The organism is Falsiroseomonas sp. (genome assembly GCF_041690465.1).
Lineage (GTDB): Bacteria > Pseudomonadota > Alphaproteobacteria > Acetobacterales > Acetobacteraceae > Falsiroseomonas.
Genome location: NZ_JAWLHG010000041.1, coordinates 1 through 23,080, shown reverse-complemented (window position 1 = coordinate 23,080; position 23,080 = coordinate 1). Strand labels below are relative to the sequence as shown.

Annotated in this window: 24 protein-coding genes, 1 tRNA gene and 1 pseudogene; 16 read left to right on the top strand and 10 right to left on the bottom strand. The window is 71.1% G+C overall.

The features are described from left to right. Positions 1-52 precede the first annotated feature (52 nt). Genes ACESM1_RS25135 through puuE form a run of 3 tightly spaced genes read left to right on the top strand, consistent with a single transcriptional unit; the run spans position 53 to position 2,311 of the window. Positions 53-673, top strand: coding sequence for an aspartate/glutamate racemase family protein (locus ACESM1_RS25135; protein WP_372623974.1), 621 nt, complete (start codon positions 53-55; stop codon positions 671-673). Between the two features lie 40 nt (positions 674-713). Next, a complete protein-coding gene (locus ACESM1_RS25130) occupies positions 714-1,337 on the top strand; it encodes an SOUL family heme-binding protein (protein ID WP_372623973.1) in 624 nt (207 codons plus the stop codon). A gap of 32 nt (positions 1,338-1,369) precedes the next feature. Then, positions 1,370-2,311: an allantoinase PuuE gene (gene puuE, locus ACESM1_RS25125; RefSeq protein ID WP_372623972.1), complete on the top strand. Its 942-nt coding sequence runs from the start codon at positions 1,370-1,372 to the stop codon at positions 2,309-2,311. 1 nt (position 2,312) lies between these two features. Here the strand turns inward: puuE and ACESM1_RS25120 are convergent, their stop codons facing one another. Continuing rightward, positions 2,313-3,266 carry an endonuclease/exonuclease/phosphatase family protein gene (locus ACESM1_RS25120; RefSeq protein WP_372623971.1) on the bottom strand — a complete coding sequence of 318 codons (954 nt, stop codon included), beginning with the start codon at positions 3,264-3,266 and terminating at the stop codon, positions 2,313-2,315. Between the two features lie 350 nt (positions 3,267-3,616). On the opposite strand from ACESM1_RS25120, the gene ACESM1_RS25115 reads away from it, so the two are divergent. After that, positions 3,617-5,203, top strand: coding sequence for a 2-isopropylmalate synthase (locus tag ACESM1_RS25115; protein ID WP_372623970.1), 1,587 nt, complete (start codon positions 3,617-3,619; stop codon positions 5,201-5,203). A gap of 111 nt (positions 5,204-5,314) precedes the next feature. Here ACESM1_RS25115 and ACESM1_RS25110 read toward each other — a convergent pair whose 3' ends face one another. The 4 genes from ACESM1_RS25110 to ACESM1_RS25095 all read right to left on the bottom strand — a co-directional run bounded on the left by ACESM1_RS25110 (position 5,315) and on the right by ACESM1_RS25095 (position 8,449). Then, positions 5,315-6,892: a sensor histidine kinase gene (locus ACESM1_RS25110; RefSeq protein ID WP_372623969.1), complete on the bottom strand. Its 1,578-nt coding sequence runs from the start codon at positions 6,890-6,892 to the stop codon at positions 5,315-5,317. A 97-nt stretch (positions 6,893-6,989) separates the two neighbouring features. Then, positions 6,990-7,241 (bottom strand): hypothetical protein, encoded by a 252-nt coding sequence (locus ACESM1_RS25105; RefSeq protein ID WP_372623968.1) that lies wholly within the window; start codon positions 7,239-7,241, stop codon positions 6,990-6,992. A gap of 63 nt (positions 7,242-7,304) precedes the next feature. Beyond that, positions 7,305-7,880 (bottom strand): sigma-70 family RNA polymerase sigma factor, encoded by a 576-nt coding sequence (locus ACESM1_RS25100; RefSeq protein ID WP_372623967.1) that lies wholly within the window; start codon positions 7,878-7,880, stop codon positions 7,305-7,307. A gap of 65 nt (positions 7,881-7,945) precedes the next feature. Further along, on the bottom strand, positions 7,946-8,449 hold the full coding sequence (locus ACESM1_RS25095) for a sigma-70 family RNA polymerase sigma factor (RefSeq protein WP_372623966.1): 504 nt from the start codon (positions 8,447-8,449) through the stop codon (positions 7,946-7,948). Between the two features lie 91 nt (positions 8,450-8,540). Between ACESM1_RS25095 and ACESM1_RS25090 the strand changes: the two genes are divergently transcribed. From ACESM1_RS25090 to ACESM1_RS25075, 4 genes are all read left to right on the top strand, one after another. Further along, positions 8,541-9,281: a PhyR family response regulator anti-anti-sigma factor gene (locus tag ACESM1_RS25090; protein ID WP_372623965.1), complete on the top strand. Its 741-nt coding sequence runs from the start codon at positions 8,541-8,543 to the stop codon at positions 9,279-9,281. A 193-nt stretch (positions 9,282-9,474) separates the two neighbouring features. Further along, positions 9,475-9,639 (top strand): DUF1328 domain-containing protein, encoded by a 165-nt coding sequence (locus ACESM1_RS25085; RefSeq protein WP_372623964.1) that lies wholly within the window; start codon positions 9,475-9,477, stop codon positions 9,637-9,639. A 25-nt stretch (positions 9,640-9,664) separates the two neighbouring features. Next, positions 9,665-10,336, top strand: a complete 672-nt coding sequence (locus tag ACESM1_RS25080; RefSeq protein WP_372623963.1) for a hypothetical protein — start codon at positions 9,665-9,667, stop codon at positions 10,334-10,336. A gap of 8 nt (positions 10,337-10,344) precedes the next feature. Continuing rightward, on the top strand, positions 10,345-12,198 hold the full coding sequence (locus ACESM1_RS25075; RefSeq protein ID WP_372623962.1) for an ABC transporter ATP-binding protein/permease: 1,854 nt from the start codon (positions 10,345-10,347) through the stop codon (positions 12,196-12,198). A 3-nt stretch (positions 12,199-12,201) separates the two neighbouring features. Here ACESM1_RS25075 and ACESM1_RS25070 read toward each other — a convergent pair whose 3' ends face one another. Continuing rightward, positions 12,202-12,435, bottom strand: coding sequence for a YMGG-like glycine zipper-containing protein (locus ACESM1_RS25070; protein WP_372623961.1), 234 nt, complete (start codon positions 12,433-12,435; stop codon positions 12,202-12,204). A 238-nt stretch (positions 12,436-12,673) separates the two neighbouring features. Here ACESM1_RS25070 and ACESM1_RS25065 point away from each other — a divergent pair, with 238 nt between their 5' ends. The 7 genes from ACESM1_RS25065 (at position 12,674) to ACESM1_RS25035 (ending at position 19,737) form a co-directional block, all read left to right on the top strand. Beyond that, entirely contained in the window at positions 12,674-13,717 is a 1,044-nt protein-coding gene (locus ACESM1_RS25065) for a rod shape-determining protein (RefSeq protein WP_372623960.1), read from the top strand. 74 nt (positions 13,718-13,791) lie between these two features. Continuing rightward, positions 13,792-14,655: a rod shape-determining protein MreC gene (gene mreC, locus ACESM1_RS25060; protein WP_372623959.1), complete on the top strand. Its 864-nt coding sequence runs from the start codon at positions 13,792-13,794 to the stop codon at positions 14,653-14,655. Positions 14,656-14,663: 8 nt separating this feature from the next. Beyond that, complete coding sequence (mreD, locus tag ACESM1_RS25055) at positions 14,664-15,197, top strand: rod shape-determining protein MreD (protein ID WP_372623958.1); 534 nt, start codon at positions 14,664-14,666, stop codon at positions 15,195-15,197. Continuing rightward, positions 15,194-17,053: a penicillin-binding protein 2 gene (gene mrdA, locus ACESM1_RS25050; protein ID WP_372623957.1), complete on the top strand. Its 1,860-nt coding sequence runs from the start codon at positions 15,194-15,196 to the stop codon at positions 17,051-17,053. The genes mreD and mrdA overlap by 4 nt, the downstream gene beginning before the upstream one ends. Positions 17,054-17,204: 151 nt before the next feature. Beyond that, entirely contained in the window at positions 17,205-18,356 is a 1,152-nt protein-coding gene (rodA, locus tag ACESM1_RS25045; protein ID WP_372623956.1) for a rod shape-determining protein RodA, read from the top strand. A 92-nt stretch (positions 18,357-18,448) separates the two neighbouring features. After that, positions 18,449-18,524, top strand: a tRNA-Lys gene (locus ACESM1_RS25040). Positions 18,525-18,756: 232 nt separating this feature from the next. Then, positions 18,757-19,737 (top strand): hypothetical protein, encoded by a 981-nt coding sequence (locus ACESM1_RS25035; RefSeq protein WP_372623955.1) that lies wholly within the window; start codon positions 18,757-18,759, stop codon positions 19,735-19,737. 24 nt (positions 19,738-19,761) lie between these two features. On the opposite strand, the gene ACESM1_RS25030 is transcribed toward ACESM1_RS25035, so the two are convergent. Next, positions 19,762-20,696, bottom strand: a protein-coding gene (locus tag ACESM1_RS25030; protein WP_372623954.1) for an IS630 family transposase whose coding sequence is annotated in 2 segments (ribosomal slippage) — positions 19,762-20,355 and positions 20,358-20,696 — 933 coding nt in all. Because the reading frame shifts where the segments join, the coding sequence is not laid out codon by codon here. Positions 20,697-21,062: 366 nt separating this feature from the next. Between ACESM1_RS25030 and ACESM1_RS25025 the strand changes: the two genes are divergently transcribed. After that, entirely contained in the window at positions 21,063-21,770 is a 708-nt protein-coding gene (locus tag ACESM1_RS25025; protein ID WP_372623953.1) for a hypothetical protein, read from the top strand. A gap of 16 nt (positions 21,771-21,786) precedes the next feature. On the opposite strand, the gene ACESM1_RS25020 is transcribed toward ACESM1_RS25025, so the two are convergent. From ACESM1_RS25020 to ACESM1_RS25010, 3 genes and pseudogenes are all read right to left on the bottom strand, one after another. Further along, positions 21,787-22,552, bottom strand: a protein-coding gene (locus tag ACESM1_RS25020) for an IS5 family transposase (protein WP_372623952.1) whose coding sequence is annotated in 2 segments (ribosomal slippage) — positions 21,787-22,219 and positions 22,218-22,552 — 768 coding nt in all. Because the reading frame shifts where the segments join, the coding sequence is not laid out codon by codon here. After that, a pseudogene (locus ACESM1_RS25015) lies at positions 22,551-22,867 on the bottom strand (integrase core domain-containing protein); the annotation flags it as partial. The gene ACESM1_RS25020 and the pseudogene ACESM1_RS25015, both read right to left, overlap by 2 nt. Before the next feature lie 28 nt (positions 22,868-22,895). Next, positions 22,896-23,080, bottom strand: a 185-nt coding sequence (locus tag ACESM1_RS25010; RefSeq protein WP_372623951.1) for an integrase core domain-containing protein, incomplete at its 5' end; no start/stop codon positions are given.

Here is a 23,080-nt window from a genome sequence, read left to right as displayed (position 1 = left end):
GGCGGCAGGGCAACCTGCCGCCCTTCGTGTTTCTCGGGGAGGAAGCGCCGCCATGACAACCATCGCCTGCCTGCACACCGCCGCCGGCAACCTGGCCGTCTTCGACGCCGCCTGCCCGCCGGGCGTGACGCTCACCCACACGCTGCGCGAGGATTTGCTGAAGGACGCCGAGGCCGCCGGCGGCCTCACCGACGAGATCGCGCAGCGCACCGCCCGCGCGCTGGAGGCCTTGGTCCAGCCGGGCGTGGATGCCGTGCTGCTCACCTGCTCCACCGTGGGCCCCGGCGCCGCGCTGGCGCGCGCAGCGATCCCCGTCCTGCGCGTGGACGCCGCGCTGGCCGAGGAAGCGACGAAGGGCGGTGGCCGCGTCGTCGTGCTCTGCGCTGTCGAGACAACCATCGAGCCGACGCGCGCCATCTTCGCCGAGGCGGCGGCGCGTCATGGCGCGACGCTCGACGTGCGGCTCGTTCCCGGCGCCTGGGCCGCCTTCCGCGGTGGCGACACGGCGGGCTATCACCGCATCGTCGCCGAAGCGGCCGAGGCGGCCTTCGCCGAGGGCGCCGACCAGGTGGCGCTCGCCCAGGCCAGCATGACCGGCGCCGTGGCGCTGGCGAAGGGACGCAAGCCGCTCGCGAGCCCGCCGGTCGGCCTTGCCGCCGCCATGGCAGGATGAGCGAAGCACCCCAGATGCCGGGGACCGGAAGGAGCACGCGATGCCCATTCGCCTGGCCGCCGTTGCCTCCTCCCTGCTGCTCGGCGCCTGTTCGGTGGTGGGCGTGAGGGCAGGGACGGAGGAACCGCGCTACGAGACGCTTGGCATCGAAGCCGGGCTGGAGATCCGTCGCTATGCGGCGCGCCTCGCCGCCGAGACGGCGGTGGAAGGCGATGAGACCGGAAGCCGGAGCGAGGGCTTCTCGCGCCTTGCCCGCTACATCTTCGGCGCCAACCAGGGCAGTGCGAAGATCGCCATGACGGCGCCTGTGGCTCAGCAGCCGACGCGCATCGCCATGACTGCGCCGGTGGCGCAGGCGGCGACGCCGGATGGCTACCGCATCCGCTTCTTCCTGCCCGCCGCGCTGCGCGACCCGCCCGTGCCGCAGGATCCGCGCGTTTCGATCGTGCAGGTGCCGCCCGAGACCGTGGCGGTGCTGCGCTTCTCGGGCTCCACCACGCCGGCCGCCGTGGCGGAGGCGCGCGACCGGCTGCTCGCCGCCCTGCCTGCCACGGGCTGGGTCCAGGCGGGCGCGCCGGTGGCCTGGTTCTACGATCCGCCCTGGACCATCCCGGCGCTGCGCCGCAACGAGGTGGCCGTGCCGGTCACGCGGCGGAACGGTTGACCGCGCGGGCGCCGGTCCCGCAAGACTCCGCCATGACCGACGCGCCCCGCTTCCCCGATGACGGTTCCGGCTATCCGCGCGACCTGCGCGGCTATGGCGCCACGCCGCCCGACCCGAAATGGCCGGGCGGGGCGAAGCTCGCCCTCTCCTTCGTGCTGAACTACGAGGAGGGCGGCGAGAACACCGTGCTCAACGGCGACAAGGGCAGCGAGCTCTACCTGCACGAGGTGCCCGGCGGCGCGCCGCTGATCGGCGAGCGCAACCGCAGCGTGGAGACGCAGTTCGACTACGGCGCACGCGCCGGAGTCTGGCGCGTGCTGCGCCTGTTCGCGCAGCAACGCTTCAACCTCACCGTCTATGGCGTCGGCCGCGCGCTGGAGCTGAACCCCGATGTCGCGCGCGCCTTCGCCGAGGCCGGGCACGAAATCGCCTCCCACGCCTGGCGCTGGTTCGACTATCACGGGATGGACGAGGCCGAGGAAGCCGCCGACATCGCGCTCTGCGTCGAGACCATCGAGCGGCTCACCGGCACGCGCCCGGTCGGCTGGTACACCGGTCGCTTCAGTCCGCGCACGCGCCGCCTCGTTGCGCGGCATGGCGGCTTCCTCTACGACAGCGATTCATATGACGACGACCTGCCGCACTATGTGGAGGTCGAAGGCAGGCCGCAGCTCGTCATCCCCTACACGCTCGACAACAATGACATGAAGTTCGCCGTGCCACCGGGCTTCGGCGACCCTGATGGCTTCGAGCGCCACCTGCGCGACGCCTTCGACCTGTTGCTGGAGGAGGGCAGGTCAGGGTCCCCGAAGATGATGTCGGTCGGCCTGCATTGCCGCCTGGTCGGCCGCCCCGGCCGTGCGCGGGCGCTGCAGCGCTTCCTCGCGCATGTGGCGCAGCACCGCAACGAGGTCTGGGTCTGTCGCCGCGCCGACATCGCACGGCACTGGTGGCAGCATCACCCGCCGCGGTGAGTCACGTCTCGCGCAGCACCACGCCGACCGCGTGGTGATCGCTGAAGCCGTCAGGATCGGCGCCGCCCTTCACCGCCGGACGCTTGAAAGGCCGCGGTGCCGCCTTCACGCCGGGCGGGCGCAGGATCGTTGCCGGGCCGTCCACGGCAAGGCCCGCCGCCCCGCTCACCGCTGATCTTCCGGCCAGGATCTGGTCCAGCATGATCGGCTGGCCGTCGAAGACGTAGCTGCCCTCGGCCGCACCCACCAGCGGCGCCATCAGGTTCAGGAAGCGCCGCACGCTGCGCGCCCGCGTCACCCGGCCGCGCGTGTTCGTCGCCTGCGCGTAATCCACCAGCGAGCGGTCGAAGGGTTCGTCGTTGAAGTCGCCAATCGCCAGCACGGTGATGTTCTCGCCCCGCTCCTCATGCACGCGGTTGTGCCAGTGGGCGAGCGTCTCGCCGGCGGTCATGCGGTAGGGCTCGCTTTCGAACCGGCCGCCGGAGCGCGAGGGCCAGTGATTGGCGAACAGCACCAGCTCCCGCCCGGATGCGGTACGGAAACTCGCCTGCAGGATGTCGCGCGTATAGGTGCGGCGCATCACGAAATGGGTGAAGACGGCGTTCGGTACCTGCGTGTAGCGGCGCGTGTCGAACAGGAAGGCGCTGTCGATGCCGCGCTGGTCGAGGCTGTCGGCGTGCACCACGGCGTAGCGGTCGCCGTCGATCGCCGCCGCCAGGCAGTGCAGCACCGCCTTGCTCTCCACCTCGCACACGCCGAGGATTCCCGGCCCCTTGCCGCCATCCATCGCCCGGATCGCGCCGGCGAGGTTGGCGATCTTGCGGTCCAGCACCGCGCCCGACCACCCCTTCAGCTCCCTGGCCAGCCGTTTCGCCAGCCCTTCGCTGCGCGCCGCATCGGCGGTGTCGAACAGGTTCTCGAGGTTCCAGAAGGCGAGGAAGTGGCGCTCGGCCATGGCGGGCCTCCGGCGTGCTGGGTGGCGGCCTGCAGCTTCGCGCGGGGCGGGCGGGACATTCCAGTGCCAAATCAAGCCGCGCCGCGCGAGGCGCGGCACCGGAAAGCTTGCAACGGCCGCCCTGCGCCGCTAGCTTCCCGCCAGTCATGACGCTCCGCGCGCCCCGCACCGAGCCTGCCGCCGCCCGCCAGGGTGGCGTGCGCCTGCGCGCGCTCCTCCTTCGACTTCGTCGCCCCTGGGCGTGACGCCCGGCCGCTGACGGCCGGCACCGCTCAGGGGAAGCCCCAACGGGCTGCTGCGCGCCGGGCGCGCCGCCGCCACGGCTGAACGACGACGCAAGGAACGCCACCATGTCCATCCAGCATCCATCCTTCGGGACCCTGGACCCCGACCGCATCGTCATCTTCGACACGACTCTGCGCGACGGCGAGCAGTCGCCGGGCTTCTCCATGAACCTGGAGGAGAAGGTCCGCATGGCCGAGGCCCTGGCGGAGCTCGGCGTGGACGTGATGGAGGCCGGCTTCCCCATCGCCTCCATCGGCGATTTCGAGAGCGTCCAGGCGATCGCCCAGCGCTTCGCCAAGGACGGTCCGGTGGTCTGCGGCCTGGCGCGCACCGCGCCGGGCGACATCCAGCGCGCCGGCGAGGCGATCAAGCCTGCCGCGCGCGGCCGCATCCACACCTTCGTCTCCACCAGCCCGCTGCACATGCGCGTCAAGCTGCGCATGGAGCCGGAGCAGGTGCTGGATCTCGTCACCTCCTCCGTCACGCTGGCGCGCAACCTGGCCGCCGATGTGGAGTGGTCGGCCGAGGACGGCACGCGCACCGAGGACGATTTCCTCTGCCGCTGCGTCGAGGCCGCGATCAAGGCGGGTGCGACCACCATCAATGTCCCCGACACCGTCGGCTACGCGGTGCCGGAGGACATCTTCCGGGTCTTCACCATGCTGCGCGAGCGCGTGCCGGGTGCTGAGAAGGTCGTGTTCTCGGCGCACAACCACAACGACCTCGGCCTCGCCGTCGCCAATACCCTGGCCGCGATCCGCGCCGGCGTGCGGCAGGTGGAGTGCACCATCAACGGCATCGGCGAGCGTGCCGGCAATGCCAGCCTGGAGGAGATCGTCATGGCGCTGCGCACGCGCCACGACGCCGTGCCGGTGAAGAACGGCGTGAAGACACCGAGCATCCTGCGCACCTCCCGCCTGCTGGCGACCATCACCGGCTTCGACGTGCAGCCGAACAAGGCGATCGTCGGCCGCAACGCCTTTGCGCACGAATCCGGCATCCACCAGGACGGCGTGCTGAAGGACGCCTCGACCTACGAGATCATGACGCCGGAGAGCGTCGGCTGGAACAAGTCCTCGCTGGTGCTCGGCAAGCATTCCGGCCGCGCCGCCTTCCGCGACAAGCTGAAGGCGCTGGGCTATGAGCTGGGCGACAACGCGCTCAACGACGCCTTCAAGCGCTTCAAGGATCTCGCCGACCGCAAGAAGGTCGTCTACGACGAGGACATCGCCGCGCTGGTGGACGACGAGGTCGTGCGCGGCAACGACCGCATCAAGCTGACCGGCCTGTCCGTTTCCACCGGCATGCATACCCGCCCGATCGCATCCATCTCGCTCGACGTGGATGGCGAGGTGCGCGAGGGCGTGGCGGGCGGCGATGGCGGCGTGGACGCCACCTTCAACGCGCTGCGCATCGCCTTCCCGCACGACGTCAACCTCAAGCTCTATGCCGTGCAGAGCGTGACGGGCGGCACCGATGCGCAGGCGCGCGTGACGGTGCGGCTGGAGGAGGCCGGCAAGCTGGTGGACGGCCAGGGTGCCGACACCGACACCATCGTGGCCTCCGCGCGCGCCTATGTGCATGCGTTGAACAAGCTGCTGGTGAAGCGCGACCGCACCGCGCCGGCGGAACTCGCGGCGCCGGCCGCCTGAGAGGCGTGGCCGACTTCGGACCTGCGGCCCGCCGCAAGGCATGACGAAGCCAGGCGCCGGAGGCGCGCCGGCGTCCGAGGCATGAATGCGCCGGAATTCGTGCGCGCCGCTTCAAGTGGCACTCCCGGCACGCAGCCGCGGCACCTGGCGCGGCAGCGGCGGGCGCAGCGGCAGGTCCAGCGAGAGGCGGCCTTCCTCCATCCGCAGCTCGCTGCCGAGCTGGCGCGCGAAGCCGCGCATCAGCGAGGTGCGCAGCCGGTCATCCGCCCGCGGCCAGGCGCCGTCATCCTCGATGGTGAGCTCCGCGCGCGCCTCGGTGGAGACCAGGCGGATCGCGATCCGGCCACGCCGCGCGCCGGGGAAGCCGTGCCGCAGCGCCACCGAGACGGCCTCGGTGATCAGCAGCGCCAGCGGCACCGCCTGGTCCGAGGCGATGCGCAGCGGCGACGCATCCACCTGGAAGGCGATGCGCCGCCCTGGCCGTTCGCCCACCGCCGCGAAGAGCTGCTCGCCAAGTTCCTGCAGGAAGGCGCGCGGATCGATCGCATCCGGGTCGTGATGCAGGTACATGTGCCGGTGCAGCGTGGCGAGCGCGGCGACGCGGTCGCGCGTGGCCTCGAACTCGGCGCGCGCGGCGGCATCGGCCACGCGCCCGGCCTGCAGCGCCAACAGGCTGCTGACGATCTGCAGGTTGTTCTTGACGCGGTGGTGAACCTCCTCCGCGAGCAGCTCGGCGCGTGAGACCGCCGCGCTGAGTGCGGCGTCGCGCTCGGCCAGCACCGCCGCGCCCTCGCTGAAGGCCTGCGCCAGGTCGCGAAGCTCCTCGGGCAGCCGTGCGGTCGCCTCGGCATCCAGCGGTTGCCCGTCCATCCAGCCCGCCACGGCGGCCCGCAGCCGCGCCAGCGGGCGGGTCACCGAGTGACCAAGGCCGAGGAAGACGGCCAGCCCGCCCAAGGCGAGCAGCGCCGCCAGCTCGCTCATTCGGCGCAGCGCCATCAACCGCGCGGCGCGGCGCAGCGGCGCGTCCGGGCGCGCCACCAGCACCTTGATCCCGGGTGCGATGGTGCCCGCGGCGGCGAGCCAGGTGGTGCCGTCCTCGGCGGTCAGGCGCTCCGCACCGGAGCCTTCGGGCGCCGGCGGCGCGCTGGTGCCTGCGCGCACCGCCCGCGCACCGCCCGTCGCGTCGAGCAGCCATAGCCGAAGTTCCGGCGCGGATGTCCGCAGCGGCACCTCGGTCGCGACGAAGCCGCCATTGCCGGCCAGCGGCTGCGCCACCAGCACGGCGGCGCCTTGCCCGGGCGCCACCACGGGCCGCGCCGCGCCCCGCAGCCGCGCCAGTCCGGGCGGCGGTACCGCGGTGCCGCACACCACCGCGCCCTCGGCATCCACGACGACGGGCGCCAGGCCCAGGCTGCGCGCCGGCGCGAGCAGCGCGTCGCAGCGTGCTCCGCCCGTGCTCGCGGCCGCCGTAACGGTCGCGAGCACGGCCGCAGCGGCTTCCACCGCCGCACGGTTGAGCGCAATCACATGGTCGCGATCCCGCGCGAGCCGGTGTTCCACCTCCTCCCGCTCGGCCTGCCAGGAAGCGGCAATGCCGAGCGCCGCCAGCGCGAGAACCGGCAAGGCGGCGAGCAGAAGCAGGCCGAGCATCCGGCCACGCAGCGTCGGTGGCAGGCGCGGACGCCTCACGGTACGCCGCCTTCCCGCTGCGTGGTGCCGGTTCTCTTCGAGTCCACCCTGCCCCCGCCGGTGGCGCGTGATCGGCCACGCTCAGCGGGAGAAGGTATCAGTCTTTCGGCTCGCGCTCCGGGTTTTCTCTCGGTTTGCGCTCCGCACCTTCTTCCGGTTCGTGCTCCGCGCCTTGCCCCTCGATCAGGCGCAGCAGTTCGGGCGGCAGCGGTTCCCTGGTCACGCTGTCGTAGAGTTCGTGCAGCTTCTGCTCGAGCCACACCGCAAACGCCTCCTCGACGCGCCGCCGGTGCGGCGCGCCACGATCCTCGCGTCGAGGCAACTGCGGAATCCGCCGGTCGTCGTCCATCCCCACCGCCCTGAACGGCGCCGCCCCCCGTCGCTGGAGGGGGCGGCGCCGATGGGTCGCGGACTACGCGCCCGACGCCGCCGCGTCGGCGCGGAGGCGGTGGTCCCGCCGGCTGTCGGTCTCGGAGGGCTGGGCCTCGCCGCTGCGCCCCGTCGCGCGGTCCTCGCCCATCAGCCAGGCCTGCAACTGCCGGCGCGCCCGGAACACGCGGCTCTTGGCGGTGCCGACCGCGCAACCCGTGGCGCTCGCCACATCCTCGTAGGACATGCCCTGCAGCACCACCATGAACAGTGCTTCCCGCTGGTCCACCGGCAGCCGGTTCACCGCGCGGCCGAGCTCCTTCAGCACCAGCCGGTCCTCGTGCGTCGCGGCGACGGCGAAGGCGCTTGCCGGCAGGTCCTCGATGTCCGTGGTGTCGCGCTGCTTGCGCAGCGTCGAGATGAAGCGGTTGCGCAGGATGCGATGCATCCAGGCCGCGAAGTTGGTGCCGGGCGTGAAGCTGTCCTGTGCTGCCAGCGCATTCGCCACCGCATCCTGCACCAGGTCCTCCGCCGCGGCGCGGTTGCGGGTGAGGGCAAGTGCCTGCACGCGAAGCCGGGGCAGCAGAGTGATCAGCTGGGCGTGGAACTCGTTGGGCATCATTCTCTCCGGTCCAGATACCCTCTCTATGAATGGCCTCCGGGGCGGGTTGCATCGCGGATCCGTCAGTCCATCACAGCGCCGAGAGTGGAGGCGAGCTGCCGGCGCGCGCGCGAGACCCGCGCCTTCATCGTGCCGACCGGCACGGCGCAGATCGCGGCGGCCTGCTCGTGGCTCAGCCCCTGTGCACCGACCAGCACCAGCGCTTCGCGCAGCGGGGGCGGCAGCGTCGCGAGTGCGCGCGCAAGCTCGCGCATGCGTGACACGGTCTCCTGCCCGCCGCTGCGGCCCTCCTCGTCGCGCGGCTGCGTCTCGAGATGCGCGAGTTCCCGCCGCCGCCGCCGCCAGCCTTCGCGGAAGGCGTTGCGCAGCACGGCGAGTCCCCAGGGCCGCAGCGCTGCCGCGGTGTCGCCATCATGCGCATCGGGTGGCGCGAAGCCGTCCAATCCGCGCAGCATGCGCAGCACCGCCTCCTGCACGAGGTCGTCCGCTTCCGCTCGCGATGCGGTGAGCAGGCGCGCGGCCGCGCGCAGTTCCGGCAACAACTGCGCGATACCGGCCCGCAACACGTCAGAGTTGTCTTGTCCGTCCACGGTACGCTGCATATCAACGATCACGACGCCCGGCATCGCAAAGCCAGGAGCGGGAGATGAAAAGGCGATGAGCGAAATCGACCGCGCGGCGTTGCTGGCGGCCCTACCCTATGCCAGGCGCTTCGCCCGCGCCCTGTCCGGCACGCAAAATGAAGGCGACGCGATCGTGGCCGAGGCGCTGCGCGAGGGCGTCCGCCCGGTGCCCGGGCCGGATGGCGCACGCCTGTCGCTGTTCGCCGGAGTCGCGCGCGTCATCGGCGCACGGCCGGAGGAGGCATCAGGTGCGCTCTCCCGCACCGAGCGCATGCTGCTGCTGCTCACCTCGCTCGAGGAGCTCGACAGCGCGATGGCGGCCGCCGTGCTCGGGCTCGATCCCGACTCGGCGGAGGCGATGCTGGCCAGCGCGCGCGAGCGGCTGCGCTCGGCGAGCACCGCGCGCGTGCTGATCATCGAGGACGAGCCGATCATCGCGATGGACCTGCAGCAGCTCGTCGAGAGCGCCGGCCACGATGTGGTCGGCGTGGCGGCCAGCGAGGACGAGGCGGTGGCGATCGCCGAGAGCGAGCGGCCGAGCCTGGTGCTGGCCGATGTCAATCTCGGCCAGGGCGGCGACGGCGCCACCGCGGTGGAGCGCATCCTGGCGCGGCACGCGGCACCGGTGATCTTCGTCACCGCCTATCCGGAGCGGCTGCTCACCGGCAGCCGCGTGGAGCCGGCCTTCGTCATCACCAAGCCGTTCGAGCCGACCATGCTGGCGGTAGCCACCTACCAAGCGGTGACGCGCGGCCTGCCGATCGGCACCGGCTGAGGCCCGGCTCCGGGAGGATCGATCTGCGGGCCGGGTAGCAGACCAGGCCGCGAGCGCCGCCAGCGCAGCGGACCGAGCGAAGCGCCGGCGGTTCAACCTCGGCGCACCCCAACGGGCGCCCTTGGCGCCGTTGCGCACGGCAACCGGTATCGGCGGGGCGCGTTCCTGCCCCACCTACGGGCGGAGGCCGCGCATGCTCTACTGGACCCTGATCTTCCTTGTCGTCGCGCTGGTCGCCGGGCTGTTCGGATTCGGCGGCATCGCCTCCGCGTCTGCCGGAATCGCCAAGATCCTGTTCGCCGTCTTCCTCGTGCTGTTCCTGTTGAGCCTGGTCTTTGGTGCGTTGCGCAGCCGCTGATGCGGGGGCACGCGGGGGGGAGGCGATGCGCGCGAAGATCCTGCCTTTGCTGCTGCTGCTCGCCGCGATGCCTGTCGCGGCGCTGGCGCAGGGGCCGCCGCCGCGCAGTGCCGTGGCCGAGTTCTGGTTCGATCCCACCCAGCTGCCGGCCTTCACCGGCACGGTCGAGCGCTACCTGATCAATCCGCGCGGCGAGACCGATGCGCTGCTGTTCCGCGAAGGCCCGCAGATCGTCTTCCCGCCGGAATTCGGCGACGCCGTGCGGCAGGCCGCCGCGCCGGGGCGGCCGATCATCGTCTGGGGCATCCGCGCGCGGCATGCGCCGGTGATCACCGTGCTGGCCTTCGCCCCCAGCGACGAAGCAGCGCCGGTGGTGGTGGAGCGTGTCTATTGGCGCCAGCTCGGCCGCGCCCCTGCCGAGCAGGCGGAGTCGTTGAGCGTCTCCGGCACGGTCAAGACTCCCTACTACACGCCGCAGGGCGAGGTCGCCGGCGCCGTGCTGGAGGACGGCACCGTCATCACCGTCCCTCCTGGCGGCGTTGAACCATTCCGCCACCTGCTGCGCCGCGGCGCGCGGCTCGCGGCCGAGGGGCGCGGCGTGGCCAGCGATGCGGGGCGCGCACTTGCCGCCGAGCGGCTCGGCGAAACCGCCGACGCCTTGCGCCCGGTGCCGCGGCCTGCGCCGCGCCAGCCCTGAGCGGAACCATGGACCATGCCGGAACCGCGGGAGCCGCCGACGCCCGCCGGCGCGGCTTCTTCGGCCAGTTCTGGCGCATCATCCGCATCTACTACGGCTCGCCGGGCGACCGCCTGCGCGCCTGGGGCTACACGGTGGCGGTGGTTGGCCTCACGCTGCTGCAGATCCTGGTGCAACTGCGGTTCAACATCTGGAATCGTGACTTCTTCAACGCGCTGGAGGCGCGCGACCGCGCCGAGTTCTACGGCCAGCTCTGGACGCTGCTGCTGCTGCTGTTCGCCGCCATGGTCAGCGCGGTGGCGCAGCTCTGGGCGAAGCAGATGCTCTCGCTCGATTGGCGCCGCGCGCTGGTGCAGAGCCTGCAGGGGCGCTGGCTGAAGAGTGGCGTGCACTACCAGCTCAACTTCATGCCCGACGCGGCGGACAACCCGGACCAGCGCATCACCGAGAACACCCGCTGGGCGACGGCGATGGCGGTGGACCTGCTGGTCGGGCTGCTCGGCTCCATCCTGACGCTGGCCACCTTCCTCGGCGTGCTCTGGACGCTCTCCGGCCCCCTGCATGTCGCCATGGCGGCGACCGAGTTCACCATTCCCGGCTACATGGTCTGGGCGGCGCTGCTCTACGCCACCCTCGGCAGCGTGCTGACCTTCCTGCTCGGCGGGCCGCTGGTCGAGATCAACATGCGCCGCAACCAGGCGGAGGGCGACCACCGCTTCGCGCTGATCCGGATCCGCGAGAACAGCGAGGGCATCGCGCTGATCCGCGGCGAGCCGGACGAGGATCGTGGCCTGCGCGCCGCCTTCGGCCGCGTGGTCGCGGTGATGCACGAACTCTATTCGCGCGAGCGGGCGTTGATGTATCTCACCTCCGCCTATGGTATGGCCGCCGGCGTGGTGCCGATCATCGTGGCCAGCCCCCGCTACTTCGCCGGCGCGATCACGCTCGGCGTTCTGATGCAGATCACCCAGGCCTTCCTGGAAGTGACCCGCAGCCTGAACTGGTTCGTGGACAAGTATCCGCTGCTCGCCGACTGGCGCAGCCATATCGAGCGCGTCGCCGTGCTGGAGGACAGCTTCGAAGCCGCCGAGGGGCTGGAGGCGGACGAGGCGATCACGCTGAAGGTCGGACCCGACGAGAATGGCGAGGAGGTGCTGACCTTCCGCGACCTCCAGGTCGGGCATGCTGACGGCAACGTGGTGATCCAGGACGCCACCGCGACCATCCGCGCCGGCGAGAAGGTGCTGATCGTCGGCGAGAGCGGGACCGGCAAGTCCACGCTGTTCCGCGCCATCGCGGGCCTTTGGCCCTGGGGATCCGGCGAGCTCCGCACGCCGCCGCGGGAGCGCATGTTCTTCATGCCGCAGCGCCCCTACATCCCACTCGGCACGCTGCGCGCCGCCATCGCCTACCCTGCCGGCCCGAAGCGCTTCGCCGATGCGGCGATCCAGGCTGCGCTGGAACGCTGCGCGCTGCCGCATTTCATGTCCCGCCTCGACGAGGAGGATCGCTGGGACCGGGTTATGTCGCTCGGCGAGCAGCAGCGCCTAGCCTTCGCGCGGCTGCTGCTGCACCGGCCGCGCTGGGTGTTCCTGGACGAGGCGACCGCCGCGCTGGACGACGACAACCAGGACCAGATGATGCGGCTGTTCCGTGAGGAACTGGCCGACAGCGCATTGGTCTCGATCGGCCACCGGCCTGGCCTCGACGTCTATCATGACCGCACGCTGCACCTGCTGCGCGCGCCGGATGGCGCCAGGCTCGAGGTGCGGCGGCGGATGGCGCACAAGCCGCCCCGCCGGGCCGGGCCGCTGGTGGCGGCCGGCAGCGGGGCGCTGCGCCGGATGCTGAGGCGCGGGTGAGCTTCAGCGCCAGACCGGGCGACCGAGATCCACCGTGCCGGGGTTGGTCAGCGCGCCGCCGGCCGCACCCGCGGCGCCGCCGAGCAGCGCACCGGTGCCCGCGCTGCCGGTCAGCGAGCCGATCGCGGCGCCGGTGCCGGCGCCGAGCAGCCCGCCCGAAACCGCCCGGTCGCCCGTGGTCTGGCCGCAGGCGGCCAGCATGGCGGCGAGCCCGATCGCCAGGGGAAGTCTGCGCATGTTCCCGTCTCCTCTCTTCGTCCGGTGACGCCCGCGTAACGCCCTCCGAAGCCGAGGGTTCGGCCGCAGCGGTTTGGGCTTGAGCGCGGGGCGGGGGAAGGCTAAGCACCGCGCTCGCGCCCCCGCGAAACCGTGAGCAGCAGGCGCCGGCGGGCCCCGGTCGCCGCGCCGGGCTGGCGTACGGTCGCGGGTGGGCGGAAGAATTCGGTTCGCTGCCCCCGATCGGAAGGTCCCCTGCATGTTCTCCCGGCTGTTCGGCTTCTTCTCGGCCGACCTGGCCATCGATCTCGGCACGGCGAACACCCTCGTCTACGTGAAGGGGCGCGGCATCGTGCTGAACGAGCCCTCGGTGGTCGCCATCTCCGACGTACGAGGCAAGAAGCAGGTGCTGGCGGTGGGGGAGGAGGCCAAGCTGATGCTCGGCCGCACGCCCGGCTCGATCGCTGCCATCCGCCCGCTGCGCGACGGCGTCATCGCCGATTTCGAGGCGGCGGAGGAGATGATCAAGCACTTCATCCGCAAGGTGAACAACCGCCGCAGCTTTGCCTCGCCCATGGTGGTGGTGTGCGTCCCGTCCGGCAGCACGGCGGTGGAACGCCGTGCGATCCAGGAGAGCGCCGAGAGCGCCGGCGCGCGCAAGGTGCTGCTGATCGAGGAGCCGATGGCCGCCGCGATCGGCGCCGGCCTGCCGGTGACCGAGCCCTCCGGCTCGATGATCGTGGACATCGGCGGTGGCACCACCGAGGTTGCGGTGATCTCGCTCGGCGGCATCGTCTATGCCCGCAGCGTCCGGGTCGGCGGTGACAAGATGGACGAGGCGATCATCTCCTACATCCGCCGCAACCATAACCTGCTGATCGGCGAGAGCACCGCGGAGCGGATCAAGATGCAGATCGGCGCCGCCGCCCCGCCGGGCGAGGGCGACGAGGGGCCGATGACCGAGGTCAAGGGCCGCGACCTCATGAACGGCGTGCCACGCGAGGTGGTGGTCAGCCAGCGCCAGATCGCCGAAAGCCTGTACGACCCGGTCAGCGCCATCGTCGAGGCGGTGAAGGTCGCGCTGGAGAACACGCCGCCCGAGCTTGCCGCCGACATCGTGGACAAGGGCATCGTGCTGACCGGCGGCGGGGCGCTGCTGAACCGGCTGGATGCGGTGCTGCGCACGGCGACCGGCCTGCCGGTGGTGGTGGCCGAGGATGCGCTGTCCTGCGTGGCGCTCGGCACCGGCCGTGCGCTCGAGGAGCTGAAGCGGCTTCGCCACGTGCTCACTTCGATGTATTGATTCGCAACGGGCGGTTGAGTCGCCCGGGCTGACTGCCTTCTCGTCCTGCTTTCTCACCCTGGGGGACCGGCCGGTTGATCCGTCTGAGCATCCCGCTGCGCCAGACGCTCTCGCGCCTGTCGCTGCCCGTGCTGGTCGCCGCGGCCTTCGGGACGATGCTGCTCGGCAAGGCCGATGCGCTGCTGGCGGAGCGGGCGCGCACCGTGCTGGCCGATGTGCTCACCCCCTTCTACGCCGCCTTCGCCCAGCCGGCCCGCGCGGTGCGCGATGCCGTGGCGGAACTGCCCGGCCTGCTCGCCCTGCGGGAGGAGAATGCCCGGCTGCGCGAGGAGAACGAGCGACTCCGCCGCTGGCAGGCCGCCGCGCTGGCGCTCGAGGCGGAGAATGTGCAGCTGCGCGGCCAGCTCGCCTTCATCCCCGAGCGCGCGCCGGCCTTCCAGACGGCGCGGGTGGTGGCCGATGGCGGCGGCGTCTATGCCCGCGCGGTGCTGGTGGCGCTGCCGCCCGGGGTCGAGGTCAGCCGCGGCCAGATCGCGCTGGATGAGCGCGGCTTCGTCGGCCGGGTGGCCGAGGTCGGCAACCGCTCGGCCCGCATCCTGCTGGCCACCGACATCAACAGCCGGGTGCCGGTGACGCTGGAGGGCAGCCGCTCCCGCGCCATGATGGTGGGCACCAACGGCGGCCGTCCGCGGCTGCAGTTCTGGACCGAGGACACCCGCCCCGCCGAAGGCGAGCGGCTGGTGACCAGCGCGCAGGGCATTGCCTTCCCCGCCGGGCTGCCGGTTGGCGTGGTCCGCAGGACGCCGACCGGCGGCGCCGAGGTGGAGCTGTTCGCCCGGCTGGATCGGCTGGACCTGGTGCGGCTGTTCGATTTCGGCCTCGGCGCGCTGCTGCCGCCGGAGGCGGTCGCGCGGCCGGAGCCGCGCGGGCGCCGGTGAGCAGCGCCATGGTCGGCCGGCCCGAGCCTCCGCGCGGCCTGCTGCGCCGGTCCGAGGCCATGGCGCGGGCCGCCGTGCCGGCCTTCTACACCGCCGTGGCGATGGTGCTGGCGGCCGGCCCGACCGGCGTGCCGGCGCTGGTGCCGGCGGTGGCCTTGCCGCAGGTGGTGTTCTGGTCGGTGGTGCGGCCCGGTGCGATGTCGCCGGCGGCCGCTTTCGGGCTGGGGCTGCTGCTCGACCTGCTGACCTTCGCGCCGCTCGGCAGCGGCGTGCTGACGCTGCTGCTGGCGCATGCGGTCGCCGTCGCCGTGCGGCGCATCCTGGCGCGGCAGGGCTTCCTCTTCGCCTGGCTGGTCTTCTGCGGCTTCGCCGCCGGCGCCGCGGCGCTCGGCTGGCTGCTGACCGCGCTGCTGTCCGTCTCGCTGCCACCGGCCGCGCCGGCGCTGCACCAGGCGGCGCTGACGGCCGGGCTCTGGCCACCCCTCGCCTTCGTGCTCGGCCGCATGCACGCGCTGATGCTGCGCGCGGAGGAGGGGCCTTGAGCCGCCGCCAGAAGGAGGCGGAGCGGGTACGCGGCATCTTCGCGCGCCGGGCGCTGCTGCTCGGCGCCGGGCAGCTCGGCCTGCTCGCCGTGCTCGCGCACCGGCTGCACCGGCTGCAGGTGGTGGAGGGCGAGCGCTACGCGACGCTGGCCGAGGAGAACCGCCTCTCGGCACGGCTGCTCGCGCCGCCGCGCGGCCGCGTGCTGGACGCCGCGGGGCGGGTGGTCGCCGGCAACCAGCAGCACTGGCGCGCCCTGCTGGTGGCCGAGCAGACCACCGATGTCGCGGCCACGCTGCAGACCTTCGCCCACATCGTCCCGTTGACCGATGCCGAACGCGCCCGCATCGAGCGCGAGGTGCGCCGCCGCCGCCGCTTCGTGCCGGTGGTGGTGCGGGAATTCCTGACCTGGGAGGAGATGGCGCGGATCGAGCTGAACGCGCCGGACCTGCCCGGCATCAGCGTCGATGTCGGCACCACCCGCGTCTATCCCGAAGGCGAGCACCTGGCGCATGTCGTCGGCTATGTCGCGCCCCCTTCGGAGCGCGACATGGATGGCGACCCGCTGCTGGAACTGCCGGGCATCCGGGTCGGCCGCTCCGGCGTGGAGCGCCACCACGACCGCGCGCTGCGTGGCCGTGCCGGCACGGTGCAGCTGGAGGTGAACGCGGTCGGCCGGGTGATCCGCGAACTCGACCGGCGCGAGGGCGTGCAGGGCGACGACGTGCAGATCAGCGTGGATGCCGAGCTGCAGAAGGCGATCCGCGGGAAGATCGAGGAAGGCACCTCCGTCGTGCTGATGGATGCCCGCAACGGCGAGGTGCTGGCGATGGCCAGCCAGCCCTCCTTCGATCCCAACATCTTCAATTCCGGCGTCTCCGCCGCGCAGTGGCGGGAATGGACGCGCAACCGCGCGACGCCGCTGATCAACAAGCCGACCAACGGGCTGTACGCGCCGGGCTCGACATTCAAGATGATGGTCGGCCTCGCCGCGCTGGAGGCCCGCGTCGCCACCCCCGGCGAGCGGGTGTTCTGCCCCGGGCACATGGACCTCGGCAATGCGCGCTTCCATTGCTGGCGCCGCGGCGGCCACGGCCATGTGGACCTTCGCCAGTCGCTGAAGGTCTCCTGCGACATCTACTACTACGAGATGGCGAAGCGGCTCGGCATCGACCGGATCGCCGCGATGGCACGCCGCTTCGGGCTCGGCGTGCCGCTCGAGATCGAGCTGCCGGGCGCGCGCGACGGGCTGGTGCCGACGCGCGAATGGCGCCGCGCGCAGGGCGGCTCCTGGTCGCCGGGCGACACGGTGGTGCACGGCATCGGCCAGGGCTTCTACCAGCTGACGCCGCTCTCCCTGGCGACGATGGCCGCGCGGCTGGCCACCGGCCGCGCCGTGCAGCCGCACCTGACGCGCAGCATCGGCGATCGTCCGGTGCGCGGGACCCGCGCCGAGGACTGGCCGAGCCTCGGTATTCCGGAGGCGCATCTGCGGCTGATGCGGGACTCGATGTGGGCGGTGGTGAATGAGCCGGGCGGCACCGCGCTGGCGGCGAAGCTGCCGGCCGATCTCGGTGTGCAGATGGCCGGCAAGACCGGCACCACCCAGGTGCGCCGCGTCTCCCGCGAGCAGCGGGAGCGCGGCTTCCGGGTGGAGCAGATGCCGCGCGAATGGCGGCCGCATGCGCTGTTCGTCGCCTATGCCCCGCACGACAACCCGGTGTTCGCCGTCTCGGTGGTGGTGGAGCACGGCACCAGCGGCTCCGCCGCCGCGGCGCCGCTGGCGCGCGACGTGCTGGTCGAGGCCTTCCAGCGGCTGCGCCCGGCGCCGCGCGTGGCGGAGGCGACGCGGGGATGACGCCATTGCGCTCCGGTCGTGATCCGACAGCGGCCCGCCTGACGGGCCGAACGGCCGAATGGCCGCCGCGCTGCAGCGGCGGAAGCCAAGCGCGTCGTGCTTCAGCACGCCTGCGGCGAGACGCGCACCCGGCGTCCAAAGGCGTGAAGACATGATCTTCGAGCGGCGGCTGCTGCTGCGCGAGCGTGGCACCGGGGTGCTGGAGAAGTTCTGGCGCATCCCCTGGATCTACGTGCTGCTGCTCTGCGCGCTGGCGGCGGTTGGTTACGTCGCGCTCTATTCGGCCGGCGGCGGCGCGGCGGAGCCCTATGCGTCGCGCCATGCCATCCGCTTCGGCTTCGGCCTGGTGATGATGCTCTGCATCGCGCTGGTGGACATCCGCCTGGTGCAGCGCCTGGCCTGGCTCGGCTATGCGGCCGGCATCGGGCTGTTGGTGCTGGTGGCCCTGCATGGAGAGGTAGGGAAGGGCGCGCAGCGCTGGATCGATCTCGGCCCGTTGCAGCTGCAGCCCTCGGAGCTGATGAAGATCCTGCTGGTGGTTGCGCTGGCTTCCTGGTTCCACGGGGCGAGCTGGGAGCGGATGGGCAACCCGCTGTTCCTCGTGCCGCCGCTGATCGCCGTGGCGATCCCGGCGGCGCTGATCTTCAAGCAGCCGAACCTCGGAAACGCGCTGATCACCCTGATGGTCGGCGGCGCGGTGTTCTTCGCCGCCGGCGTGCGGCTGTGGAAGTTCGCGCTGGTGCTGGGTGCGATCGCGCTGATCGCCCCGATCGCCTACGACCAGTTGCACGACTACCAGCGTGCGCGCATCACGACCTTCCTTGATCCGGAGAGCGACCCGCTCGGCGCCGGCTACAACATCATCCAGTCGAAGATCGCGCTCGGCTCGGGCGGTCTCTGGGGCAAGGGCTTCCTCCAGGGCACGCAGGGTCATCTGAACTTCCTGCCGGAGAAGCAGACCGACTTCATCTTCACCATGCTGGCCGAGGAGTTCGGGCTGGTCGGCGCGCTTTCGGTGCTCGGGCTGCTGGCGGCGGTGATCGGCTTCGGCTTCCTGGTGGCGCTGCGCAGCCGCAGCCAGTTCGGCCGGCTGCTGGCGGTTGGCCTGGCGACGAACTATTTCCTCTACGTCTTCGTGAACATCGCCATGGTGACCGGAACGATCCCTGTGGGCGGCGTGCCGCTGCCGCTGATCAGCCATGGCGGCTCCGCGATGCTGACCGCGATGCTCGGCTTCGGCCTGCTGATGTCGGCGCATGTGCACCGGCATGCCGATCTCGGTTCCGCCGAGGCGGAACGATGACACGCCGGCCAAGCCCTGCGGCGGCCTCGCGGCAGCCTTGCGCGGGTGGGCTGGACAAAGCCGGCGCAAGCCACTAATTCCCGCATCTCGGCGGGCGCATAGCTCAGTTGGTAGAGCAGCTGACTCTTAATCAGCGGGTCCTAGGTTCGAGCCCTAGTGCGCCCACCATCACTTGGCCGAAGTTGCCCACAAGCGGATTTGGGCTGCGGACCCCGGGCGGACCCTCTGAGGCGAATTTTCAGTGCCTCGCACTTGGCATCGCCTCGGGCAATTCGGCTTAGATCACCCGGCAGCGTCCACCGCCCTGCCGACATTCACCCTGCCGATCATCCTAGTGGAGGGTCGCGCATGCACTCAGGACCGCCCTAGCGAGCGCCAGCCGGTTCGCTTACATGGTTCTATGGAGCCTTCGGCAATCTACCATTCCGACTACCTCCGCGCGGTCTGGACGCGAGGCGCGCCGGATCGCCCGCTGGCCGATCTCGTAACCTTCGAGCCGCTGGCGGCGCGGAACGCGCGTCGCCCGCCCTTCGGTGCCGGCTTCGCCACGAAATACGGACTGAACGCCGTCCACATTATCCCCGCCGGCTGGCACTGGTATCAGTACCCCGACCTCGACGACTGCTTGGCGGCTGTGGCGGCCGTGACGGCGCCCGGCGCGACGGCTACCGGCAGCAGCATGGGCGGGTATGCGGCGACGACCTACGGCGACCGAATTGGCGTCGCCAAGACCATCAGCTTTGGCCCGCAGTTCTCCATTCAACGCGCCGCGGTGCCGTTTGAGCACCGATGGCACAAGGCAGCGGAAAGCATAGCGTTCCGCCCCGACGACCTCGACGTGGCGCAGAACGCCCGTCATTACATCTTCTTCGATCCGTTGACCCAGGATGCGAAGCACGCGCGCATGATCGCCGAGCGCGGCCGGGCTGTTGCTCTGGTCCCGGTGGAGTGCGGTGGCCATGTGGTTGCGGCGGTGCTCGCCGAGGCCGGGTGCCTCGCGACCATCACGCGGGCAATCCTGGCCGCCGAGCCGACCGCGGATGATCTGGCCGCGATGATCTCAGGGACCGAGCGCAGCGCGAGATTCCACATCACTCGCGCGCAGAAACTGCCGATGCGGCAGCGGGAGCCGGAGCTACGGGCGGCGTTTGCGCTGGCGCCGCACAACGTGCTGGTTCGGTGGCATCTTGCACAGTTCCTATGCCGGGTGGGGCGCGCCGCCGAGGCCTTGGAGCACCTGACGTATCTGACGCAGCAACACCCCAAGAGCGACCGGTTCAAGCTTGCGTATCAAGCTGCCTGCGCTGTAGCGGAAGCAGCGCCGACTGCGGTTGCAGGCCCGCCAGTCCGGCGGCTTCGGAGAACGGCCACTACCGGCTAGAGCATTTTCGGGTTAGTCGAACGCCTAGCCTGAGTTGGCGATGTAGTTCCGGCACTCGCTGGAGCTGAACTCGCCGAGCAGGCGGCCGACGGTGGTCCAGAGGGCGTCGCGCGATCGCGCACCTGCCTTGCGCAGCCCGACCTTCAGCTTGGCGAAGGCCTGCTCGATCGGGTTCAGGTCCGGCGAGTAGGCCGGCAGCGGCATCACGCTGGCACCGGCGGCCTCGATCGCCTCACGGACGCCGGCAACCTTGTGGGCGGCGAGGTTGTCCATCACCACGATATCGCCGGACTCGAGGGCCGGGGCGAGGAACTGCTCGACATAGGCGCGGAAGGCCTCGCCGGTCATCGGCCCGTCCAGCACGAGGGGCGCGACGAAGCCGGAGCTGCGCAGGCCGGCGACGAAGGTGGTGGTGCGCCAGTGGCCGTGCGGCGCGGCATCCACCAGGCGCCCGCTCCGCGGCCCCCAGCCGTAGCGCCGCACCATGTTCGTGCTCGCCCCGGTCTCGTCGAGGAACACGAAGCGGGCCGGGTCCATGTAGCGCTGCCAGACGCGCCAGTGGCGGCGCTCGATGGCGATATCGGGCCGATCTTGCTCCGCCGCCCTCAGCGACTTTTTTCACGTCGCAAGCCGAGCCGGCGCAGCGTTGCCCAGATCGTCGTCAGCGAGCCAGCCCGGATCCCACGCCGGGTCAACTCCGCCTGGAGCTCCGCCAGTGTGATGCCGGGCTTGGCCTTGGTCAGTTCCCGCAGAAGGTCCTCGTGGTCGGCCAGCAGCGGCTTGCGGTAGCCGCCGATCCTGGCCGGCGCAGCACTGCCGGTCTCGCGCACTCGCCGCACCAGCTTGATCGCCGCCGAGGCACTCACCTCGAAGCGCCGCCCCGCCTCCCGGACCGAACTGCCCGCCTCGACCGCGCGGACCAGCCGCCGCCGCAGATCCGCCGACAAGGGTGCCGTCATCGCTACCTCGACGCTCAACCAGCAGCGTCGAATCAGAACCCGCGATTCCGTGCAACCTCAAAGTGGTCTAGGCGTGCGCAAATCGCTCCCGAACCATCACCATTGCCAGATCCAACGCATCTCCGCGCGCGGGCAACGTCATCATGCGCGGAGGGGAAGGGGGGAGCGGACCTGCGGCCGCACGCGCCACACGTCTCCGTCAGCGCCGCCCGCTTCGGCACAGAGTCGTTGAAGGCCCGCGACGGCACCACCTAGGTTGCGACGCGCCGGCGGCCGAGCCCCCCGGCTCCCTCTGACCCAAGTCCGGCATCGTGCCGGTCGCGCGAGGACCGACCCGCCTGCCCGACACACCCACAGGAGCGAGAGATGTCGTATGCGGCGCCCAAAAAAATGAAATACGGCCGTTCGGCCATCGTCTGCCTGGCGGCGGATCTGAACAGGGCGGCCACGTCAAGAAACGTCAAGCGACTACTCGCCGGAGACGACGCAGACGACGTCACGCTGTTCCTCGCCGGTGCCCCGGTCAACCTGGAAGCCTTCTTCTCCGTCGTCGTCGACGGCCTGCCGAACCGGCTCATCATCGTCGCCCATGGCAACGCCGGTTCGACCATTCTCGCGGACGGGACTACACTGAACGCGAGGAGGTACGCACCCGAGGAGCTGGCCGGCTTGGTCTGGCAGTGGACGGGGGGTTACCGCATCGGCACGGTCAGCCTCGACGCCTGCTACAGCGGCGGCAACAAGGGGAATGGTGTTGAAGGAAACTTTGACACCTGGACGGTGCAGCCGGGACAGTCGTTCGCCTTCGCCTTCGCGGCCTTCATGGGGCAGGTGGGGCAGGTGACGGCGCGCACGGATTGGGGCACCACCCACTACCTTGCCAGCCATGGCGAGGGCGGCCGCGCCGAGGGGGACATGCCCTCCTACAACTCGGTCGCGGGCCGGTACCACGCGCTCTGGGACAAGATCATCATCACGCCGAACGCGGCGGCCCGCCGGAACAACAGGGTCGATCCCAGTCCCACCATCCAGACGAAGGGCACCCCGGGAGCAATGCCGCCGCAGCCGGTGTAGTAGGTTCTGTGGACAGTCACCTGAGCCAGAGGATGGTGGCGGCGAGTGTGACGACGGCGAGGTAATTTCTGGCCGTCTTCTCGTAGCGCGTTGCGACCCGGCGGAAGTGCTTGAGCTTGCTGAAGCAGCACTCGACGAGGTGGCGTTCCTTGTAGAGCGCCTTGTTGAGCGGCAGGCGCCGGGTGCGGGAGGGATTGCTCGGGATGACGGCGATGGCGCCGCTGGCTGCGACCTTCTCGCGCAGATGGTCGGCGTCGAAGGCGGTGTCGGCGATAACCACCCCACCTTCGGCGGGCAAGTGGTCGAGGTGGTCGTGTGCGCGGGGCGCGTCGCCCGCCTGGCCGGCGGTCAGCACGATGCCGACCGGGCAGCCCAGGCCACGCACGGCGAGGTGGATTTTGCTGGTGAAGCCGCCGCGCGAGCGGCCGATGGCCTGAGCGGCAGGCCCCCTTTCCCCCGGCTGCATGCTGATGGGCCCGCACGATCGTGCTGTCGAGGATCAGGTATTCGAAGTCCGGGTCGTCCGACATGGCGGCAAAGATGCGGTGCCACACGCCCTTCGCCGCCCAGCGGCTGAACCGGCGGAAGGCGCTGTTCCAGTTGCCGAAGATCTCCGGCAGGTCGCGCCAGGGCGCGCCGGTCCGCACAACCCAGAGCACGCCTTCCACGAACATCCGATTGTCCCGGCCGGTCGAGCCGGGCGCCTCCGGCAGACCGAGGATCAAACCCGCCATCCGATCCCACTGCGCATCGTTCAAAACGAGCCGATCCAGCACCGCCAAGGCGGCGGGTGTTGAACCAGTCCACCCATATTCGAGGGTAGCGAACTCGACGCCCTCCAGGCCACGCCACGGGCCGCGGCGGCGGATGACCTCGGTCTTGAACAGGCCGATGACGCTCTCGGCCAGCGCGTTGTCATAGCTGTCGCCGACGCTGCCGACCGAAGGCTCGATCCCGGCTTCGGCCAGGCGCTCGGTGTAGCGGATGGACACGTATTGGACCCCGCGGTCGCTGTGGTGCACGAGACCCGTGCCCTGAACAGGCCGCCGGTCGTGCAGCGCCTGCTCAAGAGCATCGAGGACAAACCCGGCATGGGCTGGGCTTGCCCCGCTTTCGCGGACACGGTTACGCGGCGGATGCCGCTGGATGGAACGCCGCTGCCTTCTGCTCGGGTGTGAGATAGCCGAGCGCGGAGTGCAAGCGGCGTCGATTGTAGTGGAACACGTCGACCCTCGCCTGGCTGCGGCTCTGGTAGTCGGCTTTCTCCACCAGTTCGCCCTTCAGCGTGGCGAAGAAGCTCTCCATTGGCG